The 17,409-nt window shown below is 70.1% G+C and carries 17 protein-coding genes; 15 read left to right on the top strand and 2 right to left on the bottom strand.

What is annotated here, in order from left to right:
* Positions 1 to 7: 7 nt before the first annotated feature.
* From O1R50_RS11270 to O1R50_RS11260, 3 genes are all read left to right on the top strand, one after another.
* A complete protein-coding gene (locus O1R50_RS11270) occupies positions 8 to 973 on the top strand; it encodes a coiled-coil domain-containing protein (RefSeq protein WP_270110122.1) in 966 nt (321 codons plus the stop codon).
* An 11-nt stretch (positions 974 to 984) separates the two neighbouring features.
* A complete protein-coding gene (locus tag O1R50_RS11265) occupies positions 985 to 1,623 on the top strand; it encodes a maleylpyruvate isomerase N-terminal domain-containing protein (RefSeq protein WP_270110121.1) in 639 nt (212 codons plus the stop codon).
* 249 nt (positions 1,624 to 1,872) lie between these two features.
* A complete protein-coding gene (locus O1R50_RS11260; RefSeq protein WP_270110120.1) occupies positions 1,873 to 2,946 on the top strand; it encodes a 3-deoxy-7-phosphoheptulonate synthase in 1,074 nt (357 codons plus the stop codon).
* A gap of 52 nt (positions 2,947 to 2,998) precedes the next feature.
* Here O1R50_RS11260 and arfA read toward each other — a convergent pair whose 3' ends face one another.
* Together arfA and O1R50_RS11250 are read right to left on the bottom strand one after the other, a co-directional pair.
* Entirely contained in the window at positions 2,999 to 4,504 is a 1,506-nt protein-coding gene (gene arfA / locus O1R50_RS11255) for an arabinosylfuranosidase ArfA (RefSeq protein ID WP_270110119.1), read from the bottom strand.
* 130 nt (positions 4,505 to 4,634) lie between these two features.
* Positions 4,635 to 5,642: a LacI family DNA-binding transcriptional regulator gene (locus O1R50_RS11250; RefSeq protein WP_270110175.1), complete on the bottom strand. Its 1,008-nt coding sequence runs from the start codon at positions 5,640 to 5,642 to the stop codon at positions 4,635 to 4,637.
* A 283-nt stretch (positions 5,643 to 5,925) separates the two neighbouring features.
* Between O1R50_RS11250 and O1R50_RS11245 the strand changes: the two genes are divergently transcribed.
* The 12 genes from O1R50_RS11245 (at position 5,926) to O1R50_RS11190 (ending at position 17,377) form a co-directional block, all read left to right on the top strand.
* Complete coding sequence (locus O1R50_RS11245; RefSeq protein WP_270110118.1) at positions 5,926 to 6,321, top strand: L-rhamnose mutarotase; 396 nt, start codon at positions 5,926 to 5,928, stop codon at positions 6,319 to 6,321.
* Positions 6,318 to 7,487, top strand: coding sequence for an L-rhamnose isomerase (rhaI, locus tag O1R50_RS11240; protein WP_270110117.1), 1,170 nt, complete (start codon positions 6,318 to 6,320; stop codon positions 7,485 to 7,487). The genes O1R50_RS11245 and rhaI overlap by 4 nt, the downstream gene beginning before the upstream one ends.
* A gap of 3 nt (positions 7,488 to 7,490) precedes the next feature.
* A complete protein-coding gene (locus tag O1R50_RS11235; protein WP_270110116.1) occupies positions 7,491 to 9,515 on the top strand; it encodes a bifunctional aldolase/short-chain dehydrogenase in 2,025 nt (674 codons plus the stop codon).
* On the top strand, positions 9,512 to 10,954 hold the full coding sequence (locus tag O1R50_RS11230; protein ID WP_270110115.1) for a rhamnulokinase: 1,443 nt from the start codon (positions 9,512 to 9,514) through the stop codon (positions 10,952 to 10,954). The genes O1R50_RS11235 and O1R50_RS11230 overlap by 4 nt, the downstream gene beginning before the upstream one ends.
* Before the next feature lie 81 nt (positions 10,955 to 11,035).
* A complete protein-coding gene (locus O1R50_RS11225) occupies positions 11,036 to 12,331 on the top strand; it encodes an ABC transporter substrate-binding protein (protein WP_270110114.1) in 1,296 nt (431 codons plus the stop codon).
* A gap of 21 nt (positions 12,332 to 12,352) precedes the next feature.
* Positions 12,353 to 13,342, top strand: a complete 990-nt coding sequence (locus O1R50_RS11220) for a carbohydrate ABC transporter permease (RefSeq protein WP_270110113.1) — start codon at positions 12,353 to 12,355, stop codon at positions 13,340 to 13,342.
* Complete coding sequence (locus O1R50_RS11215; RefSeq protein WP_270110112.1) at positions 13,339 to 14,229, top strand: carbohydrate ABC transporter permease; 891 nt, start codon at positions 13,339 to 13,341, stop codon at positions 14,227 to 14,229. Before O1R50_RS11220 ends, O1R50_RS11215 begins: the two co-directional genes overlap by 4 nt.
* A 52-nt stretch (positions 14,230 to 14,281) precedes the next feature.
* A complete protein-coding gene (locus O1R50_RS11210) occupies positions 14,282 to 14,839 on the top strand; it encodes a DUF624 domain-containing protein (RefSeq protein ID WP_270110111.1) in 558 nt (185 codons plus the stop codon).
* Between the two features lie 358 nt (positions 14,840 to 15,197).
* Positions 15,198 to 15,806 carry a CDP-alcohol phosphatidyltransferase family protein gene (locus O1R50_RS11205; RefSeq protein WP_270110110.1) on the top strand — a complete coding sequence of 203 codons (609 nt, stop codon included), beginning with the start codon at positions 15,198 to 15,200 and terminating at the stop codon, positions 15,804 to 15,806.
* A 116-nt stretch (positions 15,807 to 15,922) separates the two neighbouring features.
* Positions 15,923 to 16,300 carry a glycine cleavage system protein GcvH gene (gcvH, locus tag O1R50_RS11200; protein WP_270110109.1) on the top strand — a complete coding sequence of 126 codons (378 nt, stop codon included), beginning with the start codon at positions 15,923 to 15,925 and terminating at the stop codon, positions 16,298 to 16,300.
* Positions 16,301 to 16,334: 34 nt separating this feature from the next.
* On the top strand, positions 16,335 to 16,772 hold the full coding sequence (locus tag O1R50_RS11195; protein ID WP_270110108.1) for an FHA domain-containing protein: 438 nt from the start codon (positions 16,335 to 16,337) through the stop codon (positions 16,770 to 16,772).
* Positions 16,773 to 16,906: 134 nt separating this feature from the next.
* Positions 16,907 to 17,377: a bifunctional nuclease family protein gene (locus O1R50_RS11190; protein WP_333490259.1), complete on the top strand. Its 471-nt coding sequence runs from the start codon at positions 16,907 to 16,909 to the stop codon at positions 17,375 to 17,377.
* Positions 17,378 to 17,409: the final 32 nt, after the last annotated feature.

The raw sequence follows: 17,409 nt of genomic DNA, 5'->3' as shown, positions 1-17,409 counted from the left end.
TCCACCCGTGCGCAGCAAGCAGATCCTCCCCATAGTGCTCCTCGCCGCCCTCGTCGCGTTCTTCCCGGCGCCGGCCTCGGCCGAACCGGACGAGGAGACCCTCGAATCCGACCTCGCCGAGGCCATCGACAAGGTCGCCGACGCCGAGGACGCGGTCGACGCCGCCAACGAGCGCGCCGCCGCACTGGAAGTGCAGATCGCCGACACGCAGGCGCTGTTCAACGAGCTCACCGCCGACCTCAACGAGTACGCGATCTACCTCCACACCGAGGGCGACCTCGAGACCACCAACGCGATCCTCTCCTCCGAGAACAGCAGCGACCTGGTGGACGCCATGACCTACGCCGGGTTCCTCGGCGGCGAGCGGGCCGCGCTCATGAACGAGGCCGGGTCCCTCCTCGACGAGCTCGAAGCCCAGCGGGCCGCGCACGCCGACGAGGTCAAGACCGCCGAGGATGCCCTCGAAGACGCCGAAAAAGCGGCCGAGGAGCTCGAAGAGCAGCTCGAGGAGCTCCGCGCCGAGGAGGCCTCCGGGCCCGGCTCGGACGGCGGCGCCCCTGCCGCCGAGGGCTACGGCGGCGACGGCGGCGGCTGCACCGAGGACGACCCCACCACCGACGGCTGCCTCACGCCCCGGACCCTGCACATGTACAACGAGACGAAGGAAGCCGGCTTCGACCACTACGTCTCCTGCTACCGCTCCGGTGGCTCGGGTGAGCATCCGCTCGGCCGAGCGTGCGACTGGGCCGCCGACGCCTCGGGGTTCCAGAACGAGGACGCCGAAGGCGACGACAAGACCTACGGCGACCAGCTCGCCTCCTGGTACGTCAACAACGCCGACGCGCTCGGCGTCGAATACGTGATCTGGTACCGCGAGTTCTGGTCGCCGTCCTCGGGGTGGCGCTCCTACTCCGGCGCGGGCGGCGACCCCGCCTCCGACCACACCAACCACGTCCACGTCTCAATGCGCTAGAAAGCGAGCCGATGACCAGCATCCGCGACCAGTACCTCCACGCCGCCCGCACCGGCCTCGCACTCGTCGAGGACGGCGCGGTCGCCAAGGCCTGGACCGGTCCCTCGGCCCTGGAGGGCTTCACCGTCGGCGGCCTCGCCGCCCACCTGTCGCAGCAGATCACCTCCGTCACCGCCGGGCTCGCCGCCGACCACACCGGCAAGGAGACCGTCGGCCTCTTCGAGCACTACGGCCGGGCCGCGTGGCTCGCCGCCGACGTCGACAACGACTACAACACCGGCATCCGCGACGGCGGCGAAAGGGCCGCCGAAGCCGGACCCGCCGCCGTCATCGACGAGGCCGCGTCCGCGCTCGCCGCCCTCGAGACGGCCCTGCCCGCCATGGGCGGCACCGAGACCAGCGGCCACACCCGCTGGCCCTATGCGATGACCCTCGACGACTTCCTCTGCACCCGCATCATGGAACTCGTCGTCCACAGCGACGACCTCGCCTACTCCGTCGCCGTCGACACCCCGGTCTTCGACGAGGACGCGTTCGACACGGCCGCGTGGATGCTGGCGCGCCTCGCCGCCAAACGCCACGGCCAAGCCGGCCTCGTGCGCGCGCTCGCCCGTGCCGAGCGCGCCCCGGCGACCATCAGCGGCCTGTGACGCAGGTCCCGGGGCCTGGCCGCCGCCTGGCGGGTGTGCTACGGTTCGGGCCATGTTCACGGCAGTTCGTTGGTATCAGCGCTTTACGCCGGCTCCGGGTGGAGCCCGGCGGCGCACGCGCTGACCGACGAACACACCCGGAGCCAACAAGGCAGCGACACGAGTCGCTGCCTTTCGCCGTCAGGCGGGCCGGCACCGGGGGAGACCACGAGTGGACAGGACCCGCCTCGCACCAGAGATGGGAACCTGATGACCTCGCCCGCCGACCGCTCGCCGCAGACCAACGACCTGCGCGTCACCGCATTCCAGCCGCTCGTGGCCCCGGCCGTCCTCCGTGCCGAACTGCCGCTCGGCGACGCGCGCGCCGCGCTCGTCGAACGCACCCGCTCCGCGGTGAAGCACGTCCTCGACGGCACCGACGACCGCCTGCTCGTCGTCGTCGGCCCCTGCTCGGTGCACGACGCGGCCGCCGCGAAGGACTACGCGCAGCGCCTCGCCGCCGCGGCGGCCCCGCTCGGCGACGCGCTGATGGTCGTCATGCGCGTGTACTTCGAGAAGCCCCGCACCACGGTCGGCTGGAAGGGCCTCATCAACGACCCGCACCTCGACGGCACCCACGACGTCGAGCTCGGCCTGCGCCTGGCCCGGCAGGTGCTCCTCGACGTGCTCGACACCGGTCTGCCGGTCGGCTGCGAGTTCCTCGAGCCCACGAGCCCGCAGCACATCGCCGACGCCGTCTCCTGGGGCGCGATCGGCGCCCGCACCACCGAGTCCCAGGTCCACCGGCAGCTCGCCTCGGGCCTGTCGATGCCCGTCGGGTTCAAGAACACCACCGACGGCGACCTGACCTCGGCGATCGACGGCTGCCGGGCCGCCGCCGGCGACCACGTGTTCTTCGGCGTCGACGAGGACGGCCGCGCCTCCATCGTCTCCACCTCGGGCAACCCCGACTGCCACATCATCCTGCGCGGCGGCCGCGGCGGCCCCAACTTCGGACCCGCTGACGTGCGCGACGCGCTCGCGCTCCTGGCCAAGCACGACATGCCGCAGCGGCTCGTCGTGGACGCGAGCCACGCCAACTCCGGCAAGGACCACGTCCGCCAGGCCGAGGTCGTGCGCGAAGTCGCCGCGCGCATCGGCGCGGGGGAGCAGGGCATCGCCGGTTTGATGATCGAGAGCTTCATCGAGCCCGGCCGCCAGGAGCCCGGCCCCCTGGAGACACTCGACTACGGCAAGTCCGTGACCGACGCGTGCGTCGGCTGGGACGAGACCGAGGCGCTCCTGGGCGAGCTCGCCGCGGCCGTCCGCCAGTCCCGCGCCTGAGCGTGAAAAGGGGCCCGCAGCGTGACGCTGCGGGCCCCTTTCGTTCGGCTCGCTAAGCGATGCGGATGGTGTTCCAGCTCATCGCCGGCAGCTCCACATAGGCCACGCCGTCCTTGACGGTGATGTCGCCGTTGGCGACCGGGGCCACGCGGGTCGGCTCCTCCAGCGTGTTCTTCGCGTTCGGGTCGTCGTCGGTGAGCGTCGAGCACGTCACGTCGGCGAGGCCGCCGAGCGAGGCGAGGTCGATCTCGAGGGTCAGCGTCGACTCGAGGTCGCGGTTGACGGCGAACACGGTGTAGGTGCCGTCCTCGTTCGCCACCGCCACGGAGTGGAGGGCGGTCACGTCGCCGTACTTCTCGGTCGCGAACGACGGGGAGTCGGCGTTGACGCGCAGGACCTTGCCGCGGCCGAACTTCGAGGCCTCCGCGAACGGGAAGAACGTGGTCTGGCGCCACGCCGGGCCGTCGGGCTCGGTCATGATCGGGGCGATCACGTTCACCAGCTGCGCGAGGCACGCGGCGGTGACGCGGTCGCAGCGGCGCAGCAGCGTGATCATCAGCGAGCCGAACACGACCGCGTCCATCGCCGAGTAGATGTCCTCGAGCTGGCGGGGCGCGACGGCCCAGGGCTCCTCGCGCTCACCGGTGGGCGCGTTCTGGTACCAGACGTTCCACTCGTCGAAGGAGATGTTGATCTTCTTGTCGCTCTTGAGCTTCGCGCCGACCGCGTCGGCGGTGGCGGTGACGCCGTCGATGAATAGCTCCATGTCCTGCGCCGAGGCCATGAACGACTTGAAGTCGCCGTCGCGGGGCTGGTAGTAGGCGTGCGCGGAGATGTAGTCGACCGACTCGTACGACTGGGTCAGCACCTCGGCCTCCCAGGCGCCGAACTCCGGCATGCCGCGGGAGGAGGAGCCGCACGCGACGAGGTCGAGGTCGGGTTCGATGTAGCGCATCGAGCGGGCGACCTGGTCGGCGGTGCGGCCGTACTCGTGGGCGGTCTTCTGGCCGATCTGCCAGGGGCCGTCCATCTCGTTGCCCAGGCACCACAGCTTGATGCCGTAGGGCTCCTCGTCGCCGTGGGAGCGGCGCAGGTCCGACCAGTAGGTGCCGCCGGGGTGGTTGGCGTACTCGAGGAGGTCGAGGGCCTCCTGGAGGCCGCGGGTGCCGAGGTTGACGGCCATGTTCGGTTCGACGCCGACGGTGCGGCAGAACTTCATGAACTCCGAGAGCCCGAACTGGTTGGTCTCGGTGGTGCCCCAGGCGAGGTCCAGGCGCCGCGGCCGGTCCTCCTTGGGGCCGGTGCCGTCCTCCCAGCGGTAGCCGGAGACGAAGTTCCCGCCGGGGTAGCGGACCATCGTCGGGCCCAGCTCGCTGATGAGGTCGAGCACGTCCTGGCGCAGGCCGTCGGCGTTCGCGGTCGCGTGGCCGGGCTCGTAGATGCCGGTGTAGACGCACCGTCCGAGGTGTTCGACGAAGGAGCCGAACAGCCGCTCGGGCACCTCGGCGACGGTGAAGCGCGGATCGAACTCGATGCGCGCGCGTTGGGGTTCGGCCATGATCGCCTCCTGTGAAGGGTTCGCTGTCGGTCACCGGCGGCCCGAAGAGCACACGCGAGCGCTTGCCGGGCCGGTTTCGGAGACGCTACCAGACTCGAACTTTACCGTTACAGGAACTGGTGGGGTGCGGTCACGACTCCTGCGCCGTCGACGCCCGGGCGATGAGTTCGGGCTGGAAGACCACATTGCGGTGGGTGTGCCCCGCGCCCTCGCCGATCTCGTCGAACAGCAGCTGCGCGGCCGTGCGGCCCAGCTGCGCGCGCGGCTGCCGGATCGAGGACAGCGGCACCGCCGCCGCAGCCGCGAAATCGATGTCGTCGTAGCCGATGATCGCGCACTCCTGCGGCACCTTCACGCCGTGCATCGTCAACGCCTGCAACGCACCCAGCGCCACGAGGTCGTTCGCGCAGAACATCGCGGTCGGCCGCTCCTCGAGGCCGAGCATCTGCTCGACCGCCTCGCGGCCCGCCGCGAAGTTGAGGCCGGCGGTCGTGAAGACCTCCAAGGCGACGCCGCGCTCCTCGCACACCTCGCGGCAGCCCGCGAAGCGGTCGGCGACCTGCGGGATCGAGGACGGGCCGCCCACGAACGCGATCCGGGCGTGCCCGCGGTCGGCGAGATGGCGGGCCGCGAGGCGGCCGCCGTGCACGTCGTCGACGGCCACGGAGCAGTGCGGGTGCCGGCCGGCGCCGCGGTCGACGAGGACGAGCGGGATGTCGTGGCCCGAGAGCCGTTCGATCCAGGACGCGGAGGTGTCGTCGACGGGGGTGATGAGCAGGCCGAGGACCCGCTGCTCCTCGAGGATCTCGAGGTGGCGGCGCTCGCGGCGGACGTCCTCGCCGGAGTCGCAGACGGTGACGACGCCGCCGGCGGATTCGATGAGCGGTTCGGCGCCGCGCACCACGTCGGTGAAGAACGGGTTCGCCACGTCCAGCACGACCACCGCGACGGTGCGGGAGCGCCCGGCTCGGAGCTGGCGGGCGGAATCGTTGCGCACGTAGCCGAGCTCGGCGATCGCGGCCTGCACGCGGGTGCGGGTCTCCTCGGCCACGGCCTCGGGCCGGTTGAGCACGTTGGAGACCGTCCCGACCGACACGCCCGCGGCGCGCGCGACGTCCTTCATGCTGGTAGTGGTCATCGTCACCTCACGAATGCTATCGGGGGCCCAGGGTGGTGCGGCGGCACGTATCGACGAATCGATCGCCGTCACTGGGCGGCACCCGGATCACGGTATTGCGCCGTCTTTGAAACGGTTCAACGACGAACCCGGAGCTTGAGGAGCATATACCGAACCGTGTTCGAATTTCTTGGCGGTCGCGCCTTGACAACCTGAGGCTCGAGGGTTTTAACTTATCGAAATCCCTTCATGAATCGATTCAAAAAGTCTGCGGCTCCGGCCGCACACTCCGAGGAGGAACCCCTTGGCAGCCCCGACCAACGGCTTGCAAGCGCCTTCCAAGGCGCGCGTGTGCTTCACGCTCCGCGTCCGGCCCGACCGCCTGGACGAATACCGCGAACGCCACGCCGCCGTCTGGCCCGACATGCTCGCCGCCCTCGCCGAGACCGGGTGGTCCAACTACTCCCTCTTCCTCGGCGACGACGGACTCCTCGTGGGCTACCTGGAGACCGACGACTTCGACGCCGCCCGCGCCGGCATGGCCGAACGCGAGGTCAACGCGCGCTGGCAGGCCGAGATGGCCCCGTTCTTCGAAGGCATCGACGGCGCCAACGCCGACGACGCCTTCACCGTCCTCCCCGAAGTGTTCAACCTCGAGACCCAACTGGCCCGGGCCGCACGCGAAGGAGCCGGCGAATGAGCGACCGCACCGAGAACGCCAAGCGGGTCCTCGCGGCCCAGACCATCGAACTGCCCTCATGGGCGTTCGGCAACTCCGGCACCCGCTTCAAGGTCTTCGCCCAGCACGGCGTCCCCCGCGACCCCTTCGAGAAACTCGCCGACGCCGCCCAGGTCAACCAGTACACCGGCGCCGCCGGATCCGTCGCCCTCCACATCCCCTGGGACAAAGTGGACGACTACGAGGCGCTCGCCGCCCACGCCGCCGACCTCGGCATCCGGATCGGCACCATCAACTCCAACACCTTCCAAGACGACGACTACATGCTCGGCTCGGTCTGCCACCCCGACCCCGCCGTCCGCCGCAAAGCCACCGCGCACCTCCTCGAATGCGTCGACATCATGGACGCCACCGGCTCCACGGACCTCAAACTCTGGTTCGCCGACGGCACCAACTACCCCGGCCAGGACTCCATCGCCGACCGCCAGGACCGCCTCGCCGAGGTCCTCGCCGAGGTCTACGCCCGGCTCGGCGACCACCAGCGCCTCCTGCTCGAGTACAAGCTGTTCGAGCCGTCGTTCTACACGATGGACGTCCCCGACTGGGGGACGGCGTACGCGCACTGCCTGAAGCTCGGCCCGAAGGCGCAGGTCGTGATCGACACCGGGCACCACGCGCCGGGCACGAACATCGAGTTCATCGTCGCGATGCTGCTGCGCGAAGGGAAGCTCGGCGGGTTCGACTTCAACTCGCGGTTCTACGCCGACGACGATCTGATGGTCGGCTCGGCCGATCCGTTCCAGCTGTTCCGGATCATGCACGAGCTGGCGCTGCGCGGCGTGGTGGGGCCGGATTCGGGGATCGCCTACATGCTCGACCAGTGCCACAACATCGAGCCGAAGATCCCGGGTCAGATCCGGTCGGTGATGAACGTGCAGGAGGCGACGGCGAAGGCGCTGCTCGTCGACACCGTCGCGCTGAGCGCGGCCCAGGCCGCCGGAGATGTGCTGGGCGCCAACGCGGTCCTGATGGACGCCTACAACACGGACGTGCGTTCCCTGCTGGCCGAGCTGCGCGGCGAACAGGGTCTTGACGCGGATCCGATGGCCGCGTACGCCGCTTCGGGTTATGCGGAGAAGATCAAGGCCGACCGCCAGGGCGGCCAGGCCGCCGGCTGGGGGGCTTGAGCGATGAGTGCGGTAGGGGATCTGATCGGCCGGTCGAACCGGCTGGGTGCGGACAAGCGGAACACGAACTTCGCGGGCGGCAATACTTCCGCGAAGGGGACCGAGACCGACCCCGTGACCGGGGAGCCGGTGGAGCTGCTGTGGGTCAAGGGCTCCGGCGGGGACCTCGGGACCCTGACGGAGTCGGGGCTCGCGGTGCTGCGGCTGGACCGGATGCGGGCCATGGCGGGCACCTATCCGGGCCTCGACGCCGAGGACGCGATGGTCGAGCGGTTCGACTACTGCCTGCACGGGCGCGGCGGTGCCGCGCCGTCGATCGACACGGCGATGCACGGCCTGGTCGACGCGAGCCATGTCGACCACCTGCACCCCGACTCGGGCATCGCGCTCGCGACCGCCGCTGACGGTCCGGCGTTGACGAAGGAGTGCTTCGGCGACCGCGTGGTGTGGGTCGACTGGCGCCGCCCCGGTTTCCAGCTGGGCCTGGACATCGCCGCGATCAAATCGGCGAACCCGCAGGCCATCGGCTGCATCCTCGGCGGCCACGGCATCACCGCCTGGGGCGACACTTCCGAAGCGTGCGAAGCGAACTCGCTCGAGATCATCCGCGGCTGCGAGGCGTTCATCGCCGAGCGCGGCAAGGCCGACCCGTTCGGTGCGCGGGTCGCCGAGCCGCTGGCCGCCGAGGCCCGCGCCGAGCGCGCCGCCGCGCTCGCGCCGGTCATCCGCGGCCTCGCCTCCACCGACCACCGCCAGGTCGGGCACTACACCGACGACCCGGTCGTCCTCGACTTCCTCGCCTCGGCGCGGATGCCCGAGCTCGCGGCCCTCGGCACGTCCTGTCCGGACCACTTCCTGCGCACCAAGGTCCGGCCCCTGGTCCTCGACCTCCCGCCGACCGCCTCCATCGAGGCCACGGTCCAGCGACTGCAGGAGCTGCACGCCGCCTACCGCGAGGACTACGCCGCCTACTACGAGCGGTACGCCGAACCCGGCTCGCCCGCGATGCGCGGCGCGGACCCGGCGATCGTGCTCGTCCCGGGCGTGGGCATGTTCTCCTTCGGGGCGGACAAGCAGACCGCGCGCGTCGCCGGCGAGTTCTACGTCAACGCGATCAACGTGATGCGCGGCGCCGAAGCCCTCTCGCGATACGCCCCGATCGATGAATCCGAGAAGTTCCGCATCGAGTACTGGGACCTCGAAGAGGCCAAACTCAAGCGCCGCCCCAAGCCAAAGCCGCTCGCCGGGCGCATCGCGTTCGTGACCGGCGCGGCCGGCGGCATCGGGAAGGCCACCGCCGAACGCCTCGCGGCCGAAGGCGCGTGCGTCGTCATCGCCGACCTCGACGCCGAGAAGGCCCAGGCGGCCGCCGCCGAGATCGGGAACGCCGACACCGCGGTAGGCGTGGCCTGCAACGTGACCGACGAGGCGGCCGTCGCCGCCGCGATCAACGCCGCGGCGCTCGCGTTCGGCGGCGTGGACCTGATCGTCAACAACGCCGGGCTGTCGCTGTCGAAGCCGCTGCTGGAGACCACCGCCGCGGACTGGGACCTCCAGCACGATGTGATGGCGAAGGGTTCCTTCCTCGTCTCCCGCGAGAGCGCCCGGCTCATGATCGCCCAAGGCATGGGCGGCGACATCGTCTACATCGCCTCCAAGAACTCGGTGTTCGCCGGCCCCAACAACATCGCGTACTCCGCCACCAAAGCCGACCAGGCCCACCAGGTCCGGCTCCTGGCCGCCGAACTCGGGGGCCGCGGCATCCGCGTCAACGGCATCAACCCCGACGGCGTCGTCCGCGGCTCCGGCATCTTCGCCTCCGGCTGGGGCGCCGAACGCGCCGCCGTCTACGGCGTCGAGGAATCCGAACTCGGCAAGTACTACGCCGGACGCACCCTCCTGAAGAAAGAGGTGCTGCCGTCCTCGGTCGCCGACGCCGTCTACGCGCTCGTCGGCCCCGACCTCGGCCTCACCACCGGCGTCCACATCCCCGTCGACTCGGGCAACCCGCAAGGATTCCTGCGGTGACGCTCCTGGCCGCCGTCGACCTCGGCGCGTCCTCCGGCCGCGTCATGGCCGCGCACGTGCGCGGGGACCGGATCGACCTCACCGAGACCGCCCGGTTCCCCAACCGCGCCGTCAACGTGCGCGGACGCCTCTACTGGGACGTGCTCGGCCTGTGGTCCGGCATCCTCGAGGGCCTGCGCGCCGCCGGCGACGCCGCCGCGATCGGCGTGGACTCCTGGGCGGTCGACTACGGCCTCATCGGCCACGACGGCCACCTGGCCGCCAACCCCGTCTGCTACCGCGACAACCGCAACGCCGCCGCCAAGACCAAAGCCCTCGAACAGGTCGGCGCCGCCGACCTCTTCGCGGCCACCGGCATCCAACCCCAGCCGTTCAACACGATCTTCCAACTCGCCGCCGAGACCGCCAGCGCCCACCGGGCCCTGCTGATTCCGGACCTCATCGGGTACTGGCTCTCGGGCGTCCCGGCCTGGGAGGCGACGAACGCCTCCACGACCGGGCTGATCGACCTGGCCACCGGCGACTGGTCGGCGGATCTGGCGGGCAGGCTCGGCCTCGACCTGGGGCTGCTGGGTCCGGTCACGCCGACCGGGACGGTGCTGGGGCCGGTGCTGCCCGAGGTCGCCGCGGCGACCGGGCTCGCCTTGTCGGCCAAGGTGGTCGCGACGGCCAGCCATGACACCGCCGCGGCGGTCGCGGCCGTCCCGTACGAGGGGGACCGGGCCGCCTATATCTCGTGCGGCACGTGGTCGCTCGTCGGCGTCGAACGCGACGAGCCGATCACGGGGGTCGCGGCGCTCGAGGCGGGGTTCACGAACGAGCGGGGAGCGGACGGTTCGATCCGGTTCCTGCGCAACGTGGCCGGGCTGTGGCTGCTCAGCGAGTCGGTCATCGCCTGGCGCGCGCAGGGTCTCGACATCGAGCTCGCCGCGCTGCTGGCCGAGGCCGCGAAGGCCGAGCGGCTGCGGTCGGTCGTCGACCCCGACGACGGCCGGTTCGCCGATCCCGGCGACATGCCCGCGCGGATCCGCGCGTACTGCGCCGAGACCGGGCAGCCAATCCCCGAGTCCCCGGTCGAGGTCGCGGCGTGCGTGCTCGATTCGCTGGCGCTGGCCCACCGCCGCGCGGTCGCCGCGCTGGAGGAGCTCACCGGGGAAGCGGTCGAAACGATCCACATCGTCGGCGGCGGCGCGAACAACGCGCTGCTGTGCCAGTTGACCGCCGACGCCACCGGCCGGCCCGTGCTGGCCGGGCCCGACGAGGCCACCGCCTTGGGCAACGCCCTCGTGCAGGCCCAGGCGCTCGGCCTGATCGCGCCGGGGCCCGCGGCGCGCCGCGCGGTCGCCCGCGCCTCCGCCCGTCCGCGCCGCTTCGATCCCCGGGGGCCCGAGACGCCCTGGGGAAGCGCGGCGGCGCGGTTCCCGACCTGCGTCGCCTGACAAGCGGCGCAAGCGAACTCAATACATCCCGAAGGCCCGCCCCTGGGGCGGGACCCCTCTTATAAGAAGGAGCAATCAACGATGATGCGCAACCCCCACGGTCTCCGGCGCCGTTCACTCCTCACCGGTGCTTCGGCTACCGCTGTGCTCGCCGCTGCCGCCGCCTGCGGTGAGGACGGCCCGGCCGGCACCGCCGACGACCCGGTCGAGATCAGCTTCGAATGGTGGGGCGACGACGCTCGCGCCGAGATCACCACCGAGGCCGTCAACCTCTTCATGTCCAAGAACGAGGGCATCAAGGTCCAGACGAACTTCGCGGACTTCCCGACCTACTGGGAGGGCATGACCGGCCGCATGGCCTCGCAGGACCTTCCCGACGTGTTCCAGATGGACTACTCGCGGCTGCGCCAGTTCGGCACGACCGGACTGCTGCTGCCCCTCGAAGGCGTGGTCAAGACCGACGACTTCCGCGAGGGCTTCCTCGAGACCGCCAAGCTCGACGGCAAGCTCATCGCCGTCCCTGCCGCGGGCAACACCCTCGGCCTGATCTACCGCTCGGACTGGTTCGAGGCGCACGGCGTCGCCGCTCCCGCCCCCGGCTACAGCTGGGACGCGTACGCGGCCGACATCGCCAAGGTCACTGCCGGGCTCGGCGAAGGCAAGTGGGGCGGCGGCGACTGGGCCGGGCAGTACCACTTCATGGAGCTGTGGTTGCGCCAGCAGGGCGGTTCGTTCTACACCGAGGACGGCAAGGCCCTCGCGTTCGACCAGGCGAAGCTCGCCGAATGGTGGCAGACCACCGCGGCGCTGTACGCCGCCGGCGACGTCCCGCCGGTCGCGACGACGGTCGAGTGGGTCGAGGGCGGCCTCGTCCAGGATCTGCTCGCCTCCGAGATCGGCTGGGACAACTTCATGCCCGGCTTCTCGCCGACCGTGGAGGCCAACGGCGGCACGCTGGCGCTGGCCGCGCCGCCCACGCTGGACCCGAACAACCTGGGCCTGTACCTCAAGCCCTCGATGCAGTTCGTGATCTCGGCTGCGACCGAGCAGGCGGAGGCGTCGGCGAAGCTCATCGACTTCCTCCTGGGCGACCCGGAGGCTATCGCGATCCTGGGCACCAGCCGCGGCATCCCGGCCACCAACGCCGGTCTGGCGAACGTCGAGCTCGACGCGGCCTCGCAGGCGGTCATCGACTACGAAGCGTCCGTCTCGCAGTACCTGACCACGCCACCGCCGGCCCCGCCGGCCGCGACCGGCGCGATCGAGGTCAAGTTCGGTGAGCTGTACCAGCAGGTGCAGTACGCCGAGATGACCCCGGTCGAGGCGGCCGAGCTGTTCTTCACCGAGGCCGAGACCCTCCTGGCCAACGAGCAGTAACCACCGTTAGGAACCTTCACCGTGTCAGCTTCACCCTCAACGACCGCGCCACCCGCGGCGACAGGGGCCGAAGCGCCGCCCGCGGGCGGGAGCCGGGGGGCGGCCAAGCGCCGCGCCCCCATCTCCCGCCGCGGCGAGCGGCTCGTCGGCTACACCTTCATGACCCCCTGGATCATCGGGTCGCTCGTCTTCACCGTCGGTCCGATGCTGTGGTCGCTGTACCTCTCGTTCACCGACTACCACCTGCTGCTGGGCGGCGACTGGGTCGGCATGGCGAACTACACGGCGATGTTCGAGGACCCGATGTTCGGCCGGGCGGTCAAGGTGACCCTCCTGTACGTGCTCCTGGCCGTGCCGCTGAAGCTCATCGCCTCCCTCGCGGTGGCGATGCTGCTGACGCAGTCGCGGCGGGGCATCGGGTTCTACCGGGCGGCGTTCTACATGCCCTCGCTCATCGCCATGAGCGTCGGCATCGCGATCGTCTGGAAGGCCCTGTTCTCCGGCGGCGGTCCCCAGGACCAGTTCATGTCCTGGTTCGGGTGGGAAGGCGGCGGGTTCATCGGCAACCCGTCGGTGTCCATCCTCATGCTGGTGCTGCTGTCGGTGTGGACCTTCGGCGCGCCCATGGTCATCTTCATGGCCGGGCTCCTGCAGGTCCCCAGCGAGCTCTACGAGGCGGCCGAAGTGGACGGAGCGGGCAGATGGCACCGGTTCGTGCACATCACGATCCCGATGCTCTCCCCGGTGATCTTCTTCAACGTGCTCATGGAGACCGTGCACGCGTTCCAACTGTTCGGGCCCGCGTTCATCATCGGCGGCACCGCCGGCGGCCCGGCCTGGTCGACCCTGTTCTACACCGTCCGCATCTACGCGCTCGCGTTCGTGGACCTGCGGATGGGCTACGCCTCGGCGTGGGCGTGGATGCTCGTGCTCGCCGTCGGCGTGGTCACGCTGATCATGTTCCGCGCCGCCAAGAACCTCGTCTACTACGCGGGGGAGGACAACCGATGACCGCCACCACCGCCACCGAGCCGCGCGTGATCGCGCGCAAGAAGCGCACCGCGGGCGCGCGCGCCAAATCCGTGATCTGGCACCTCGCGCTCCTGGCCGTCCTCGTGGTCGTGCTCTACCCGGCGTTCTGGGTCCTGACGGCCGCCGTCAAACCCAACGCCGACATCCTCACCAGCATCTCGCCCATCCCCACCTCCATCACGTGGGAGCACTTCGCCAGCGCGTTCGACGGGATGGCGGGGGTGCCGCTGTGGCGGTTCTTCTGGAACTCGTTCGTGATCGCGGCGTTGTCGGTGGTGGGGATTCTGGCGTCGTGTTCGATCACGGCGTATGCGCTTGGGCGGCTGGAGTTTCCGGGGCGGAAGGCGATGTTCGCGGTGGTGATCGCGACGCTGCTGCTGCCGGGTCAGGTGATGTTGATTCCGCAGTACCTGATCTTCTCTGAGATGGATGTGGTGAACACGATCTTTCCGCTCGTGATCGGGAAGTTCTTGGGGTTGGATGCGTTCTTCGTGTTCATGTACGTGCAGTTCTTGCGGGGTATTCCGCGTGAGTTGGATCAGGCGGCGACGATCGATGGTGCGGGGCATTTCCGGATCTTCTTCTCGATCATGCTGCCGTTGCTGCGTCCGGCGATCGTGACGTCGTCGATTTTCACGTTCATCTGGTCGTGGAACGATTTCATGGGGCCGTTGATCTATCTGCATGAGATCGAGAAGTTCCCGCTGCCGCGGTTGCTGCAGTCGTACAACAACACTGAGGCGGTGTCGAATTACGGCGGGATGATGGCGATGACGTTGCTGTCGCTGGTTCCGGTGGTGTTGTTCTTCCTGGTGTTCCAGAAGTTCCTGATCAAGGGGATCGCGACGTCGGGTGTGAAGGGTTAGCGTGGCGTCCGCGGCTGGTAGGCGGCAGGCGTTCGGTGAGGGGTTCGCGCTCTTGGCCGAGTGCCTGCTGACCGGTGTGTGGGTGGTGTTGGCGGCGTTGCCGGTGGTGACGGTGCCTGCGGCGCTGGCTGCGGGGGCGCGGCATGTGGCGGCCTATGTCGATGGCGAGTCGTCGGGGTGGGGCGGTTTCTGGGCGGATTTCCGTGTCGCATGGCGGGAGTCGTGGCGTGCGGGTCTGGCGGTGGTCGGTGCCGGGCTGCTGTTGGGGCTGAATCTGCTGGTGCTGGCGCAGGAGGGGGTGCCGGGTCGTCCGGGGTTCGCTTTGGCGACGTTTGCGGTGGCGGGTCTGGCGGCGGCGGTGCTGCTGCGGGCGGCGGCGGCGTGGGTGCCGGGTGTGCGGTGGCGGTCGCTGTCGGCGGGTGCGCTGGAGGAGGCGCGCGGGGACGTGTCGGGTACGGGCGTGCTGCTGGGCGGGGTGGCGGTGCTGGCGGTGTGCGCGTGGGCGCTGTGGCTGCTGGTGGTGCCGATGAGCGGGTGCCTGGTGGGTGCGGCGGTGGCAGTGCGGCGGCGTCGGATCGCGCGTGAGGAGGAGGCGCGGCGGGAGGTCTAGCGGCCGGGTTGGAGTGTCGTGGTGTGCCGGGCCGGCCCGCACGGGCTGGCTCGGGGTTGTTTCCTGTCACGTTTTCCGGGTGCCCCCGGCACCGGTGGAGTCCTCAATGGAGGCACGATTCGGGGTGCCAGCTCGGGCGGCCTCGGTCGAATGCGCCGGGCGGCCCTTGCGGCGGGGCGCAAATTCGGCGGTACGCGTGTCGGAGCCTCCGGTTAGAATCCAGATACACCCACCGAACCGGACTGGCAGAGTATTCGGAACCGCCCGCCGCACCGGCCGGCGAGAGGAGACCGACCCAGGACACGCGTCGCCGCGACCGCAGTCGCGCGGCGACACGGGCCCCGCCGAGAGGACCGCCTTGAGCAAACCAGCAGCAGCGCCGCTCCCCGGTTGGGGCGTGTGGACATGGCCCAACCTGGTCACGGCCGTGCGCCTCCTCGGCATCCCGCTGGTGTGCTACCTCCTGCTGGCCACCCAGTACTACTGGCAGGCCGCGATCATCCTCGCCGTCGGCGGCGGCACCGACTGGGTCGACGGGCAGCTGGCCCGGCGCCTGGGCCAGGTCTCGAAGCTCGGGCGGCTGCTCGACCCGTTCGTCGACCGGCTCTACATCCTCTCCTCGCTGCTCATGCTCACGTTCCTGGGTCTGCTGCCATGGCTGTTCGCGGCCGTGGTGCTGCTGCGGGACGCGGTCATGGTGTCGATGGTGGTCGTGCTGCGCTGGCACGGGTACGCGCCGCCGCAGGTGCATTTCCTCGGCAAGTGCGCGACGGCGATGGTGTTCATGTCGTTCCCGGTGCTCGTCATCGCCGGTCTGGTGGCCGATGCGGACGCGTGGGCGACTCCGCTGGGGTGGGCCCTGGCGTGGTGGGGTCTGGGCCTGTACTGGCTCGCGGCGGTGGTCTACCTGAGGCAGGCCGCTCGTGTGATGCGCGCGCCCCGCCCGCAGCCGAGCGTGCCCGCGTAGGGCCGCGCGCCGATGATCACGAGCCGCGGCCCCGCCGCAGGCGGCCCGGGCCCGGGCGATACGGTCATGATCGTCCGACCCGCCGCGCGGCGGGGTTTCCAAGAGGGGAGCGCCAGGTGATTCCGGAGCAACTGCGTTACACCGCGGAGCACGAGTGGGTCGAGGAGCGGGGCGCGAACATCGTCCGCATCGGCATCACCGACTTCGCTCAGAACGCGCTCGGCGATGTCGTATTCGTCCAGCTCCCGGAGGCAGGCACCGAGGTTCGGGCGGGAGCGGTGGTCGGCGAAGTCGAGTCGACCAAGAGCGTCTCCGACGTGTACGCTCCGTTGACCGGTAAGATTCTTTCGTGCAATGACGAATTGTCGGAATCCCCGGAATTGGTGAACAGCGACCCCTATGCGGCGGGCTGGATGTTCGACATCGAAGTCGAGGATGCCGGCTCGCTCACTGCTTTGCTCGACGCCGGTGCGTATGCGAAGCTTACGGAGTGACCAGAGGGTCCAGACTTGTAGAAGGTGGCAATCCATGACGCGTTCGAATGACGAGTTCCCTCCGCCGGATGTGACGGCCACGATGAACCTGTCCGCTCTCCAGGAGAGCGGCGAGGTCGACGCGGAGACGAACGCCGCGAACCTGGCGAGCTCGCTTCCCGCGGGGACCGCACTGCTGCTCGTCCGCCGCGGGCCGAACGCGGGCGCGCGCTTCCTGCTCAACCAGGAGGTGACCACCTCCGGGCGGCACCCCGATTCCGACATCTTCCTCGATGACGTGACCGTCTCGCGGCGACACGCCGAATTTCATCGCGACGCGGCCGGATTCACCGTCCGCGACGTGGGCAGCCTCAACGGCACGTACGTGAACCGCGAGCGGGTGGAGACCGCGGGCCTGGGCAACGGCGACGAGGTCCAGATCGGCAAGTTCCGCCTCGTGTTCGTCAGCGGCCCCAAACTCAACGCGGCCTGACCGCGCCCGCTCGGACCCCCGGCGACCGCCCCGCGGACGCCGACCGCGAGTAGGCTGAGAGTCTCGAGGACCCGCCCGGGGCCAACCCGGTGCGGGTCCGTTCCAGGAACAGGCGACCCGTTGGAGGCGGACCGGTGCGGATGATGACCGTGGTCGGGGTCCGGGTGGAACTCCCGAGCAACCAGCCGGTGGTCCTGCTCAAGGAGACCGAAGGCCACCGGTACCTGCCGATCTGGATCGGGACCGTCGAGGCCGCCGCGATCGCCTACCAGCAGCAGGACGTGCAGCTCTCCCGTCCGCTCACCCACGACCTCATGCGGGACGTGCTCGACGCGCTCGACGTCACCCTCACCTCGGTCGAGATCACCGAACTGCGCGACACGGTCTACTTCGCCGAGCTCGTGCTCGACGGGCGCACCCGCGTCTCCTCCCGATCCTCCGACGCGATCGCGCTCGCACTGCGGGCCGAGGCCCCGATCTGGTGCGCCGACGCCGTCCTCGACGAAGCCGGGGTGGTCCTCCCCGACACCCAGGAGGACGAGGTGGAGAAGTTCCGCGAGTTCCTCGAAGACGTCACGCCTGAGGACTTCGGCGAGAGCCAGTAACACCCCGACCAGCTGTTCGAGCTTTTCTCTGG

The sequence above is a fragment of the Glycomyces luteolus genome, assembly GCF_027622875.1.
Lineage (GTDB): Bacteria > Actinomycetota > Actinomycetes > Mycobacteriales > Micromonosporaceae > Glycomyces > Glycomyces luteolus.
This window is presented reverse-complemented; position numbering and strand designations above follow the sequence as displayed.

Bases quoted from the DNA above. Each gene is read 5' to 3' on its own strand.
- O1R50_RS11260 (WP_270110120.1), top strand. From the start codon at position 1,873: ATGACCTCGCCCGCCGACCGCTCGCCGCAGACCAACGACCTGCGCGTC.
- O1R50_RS11265 (WP_270110121.1), top strand. From the start codon at position 985: ATGACCAGCATCCGCGACCAGTACCTCCACGCCGCCCGCACCGGCCTC.
- arfA (WP_270110119.1), bottom strand. From the start codon at position 4,504: ATGGCCGAACCCCAACGCGCGCGCATCGAGTTCGATCCGCGCTTCACC.
- O1R50_RS11235 (WP_270110116.1), top strand. From the start codon at position 7,491: ATGAGTGCGGTAGGGGATCTGATCGGCCGGTCGAACCGGCTGGGTGCG.
- O1R50_RS11250 (WP_270110175.1), bottom strand. From the start codon at position 5,642: ATGACCACTACCAGCATGAAGGACGTCGCGCGCGCCGCGGGCGTGTCG.
- O1R50_RS11195 (WP_270110108.1), top strand. From the start codon at position 16,335: ATGACGCGTTCGAATGACGAGTTCCCTCCGCCGGATGTGACGGCCACG.
- rhaI (WP_270110117.1), top strand. From the start codon at position 6,318: ATGAGCGACCGCACCGAGAACGCCAAGCGGGTCCTCGCGGCCCAGACC.
- O1R50_RS11215 (WP_270110112.1), top strand. From the start codon at position 13,339: ATGACCGCCACCACCGCCACCGAGCCGCGCGTGATCGCGCGCAAGAAG.
- O1R50_RS11225 (WP_270110114.1), top strand. From the start codon at position 11,036: ATGATGCGCAACCCCCACGGTCTCCGGCGCCGTTCACTCCTCACCGGT.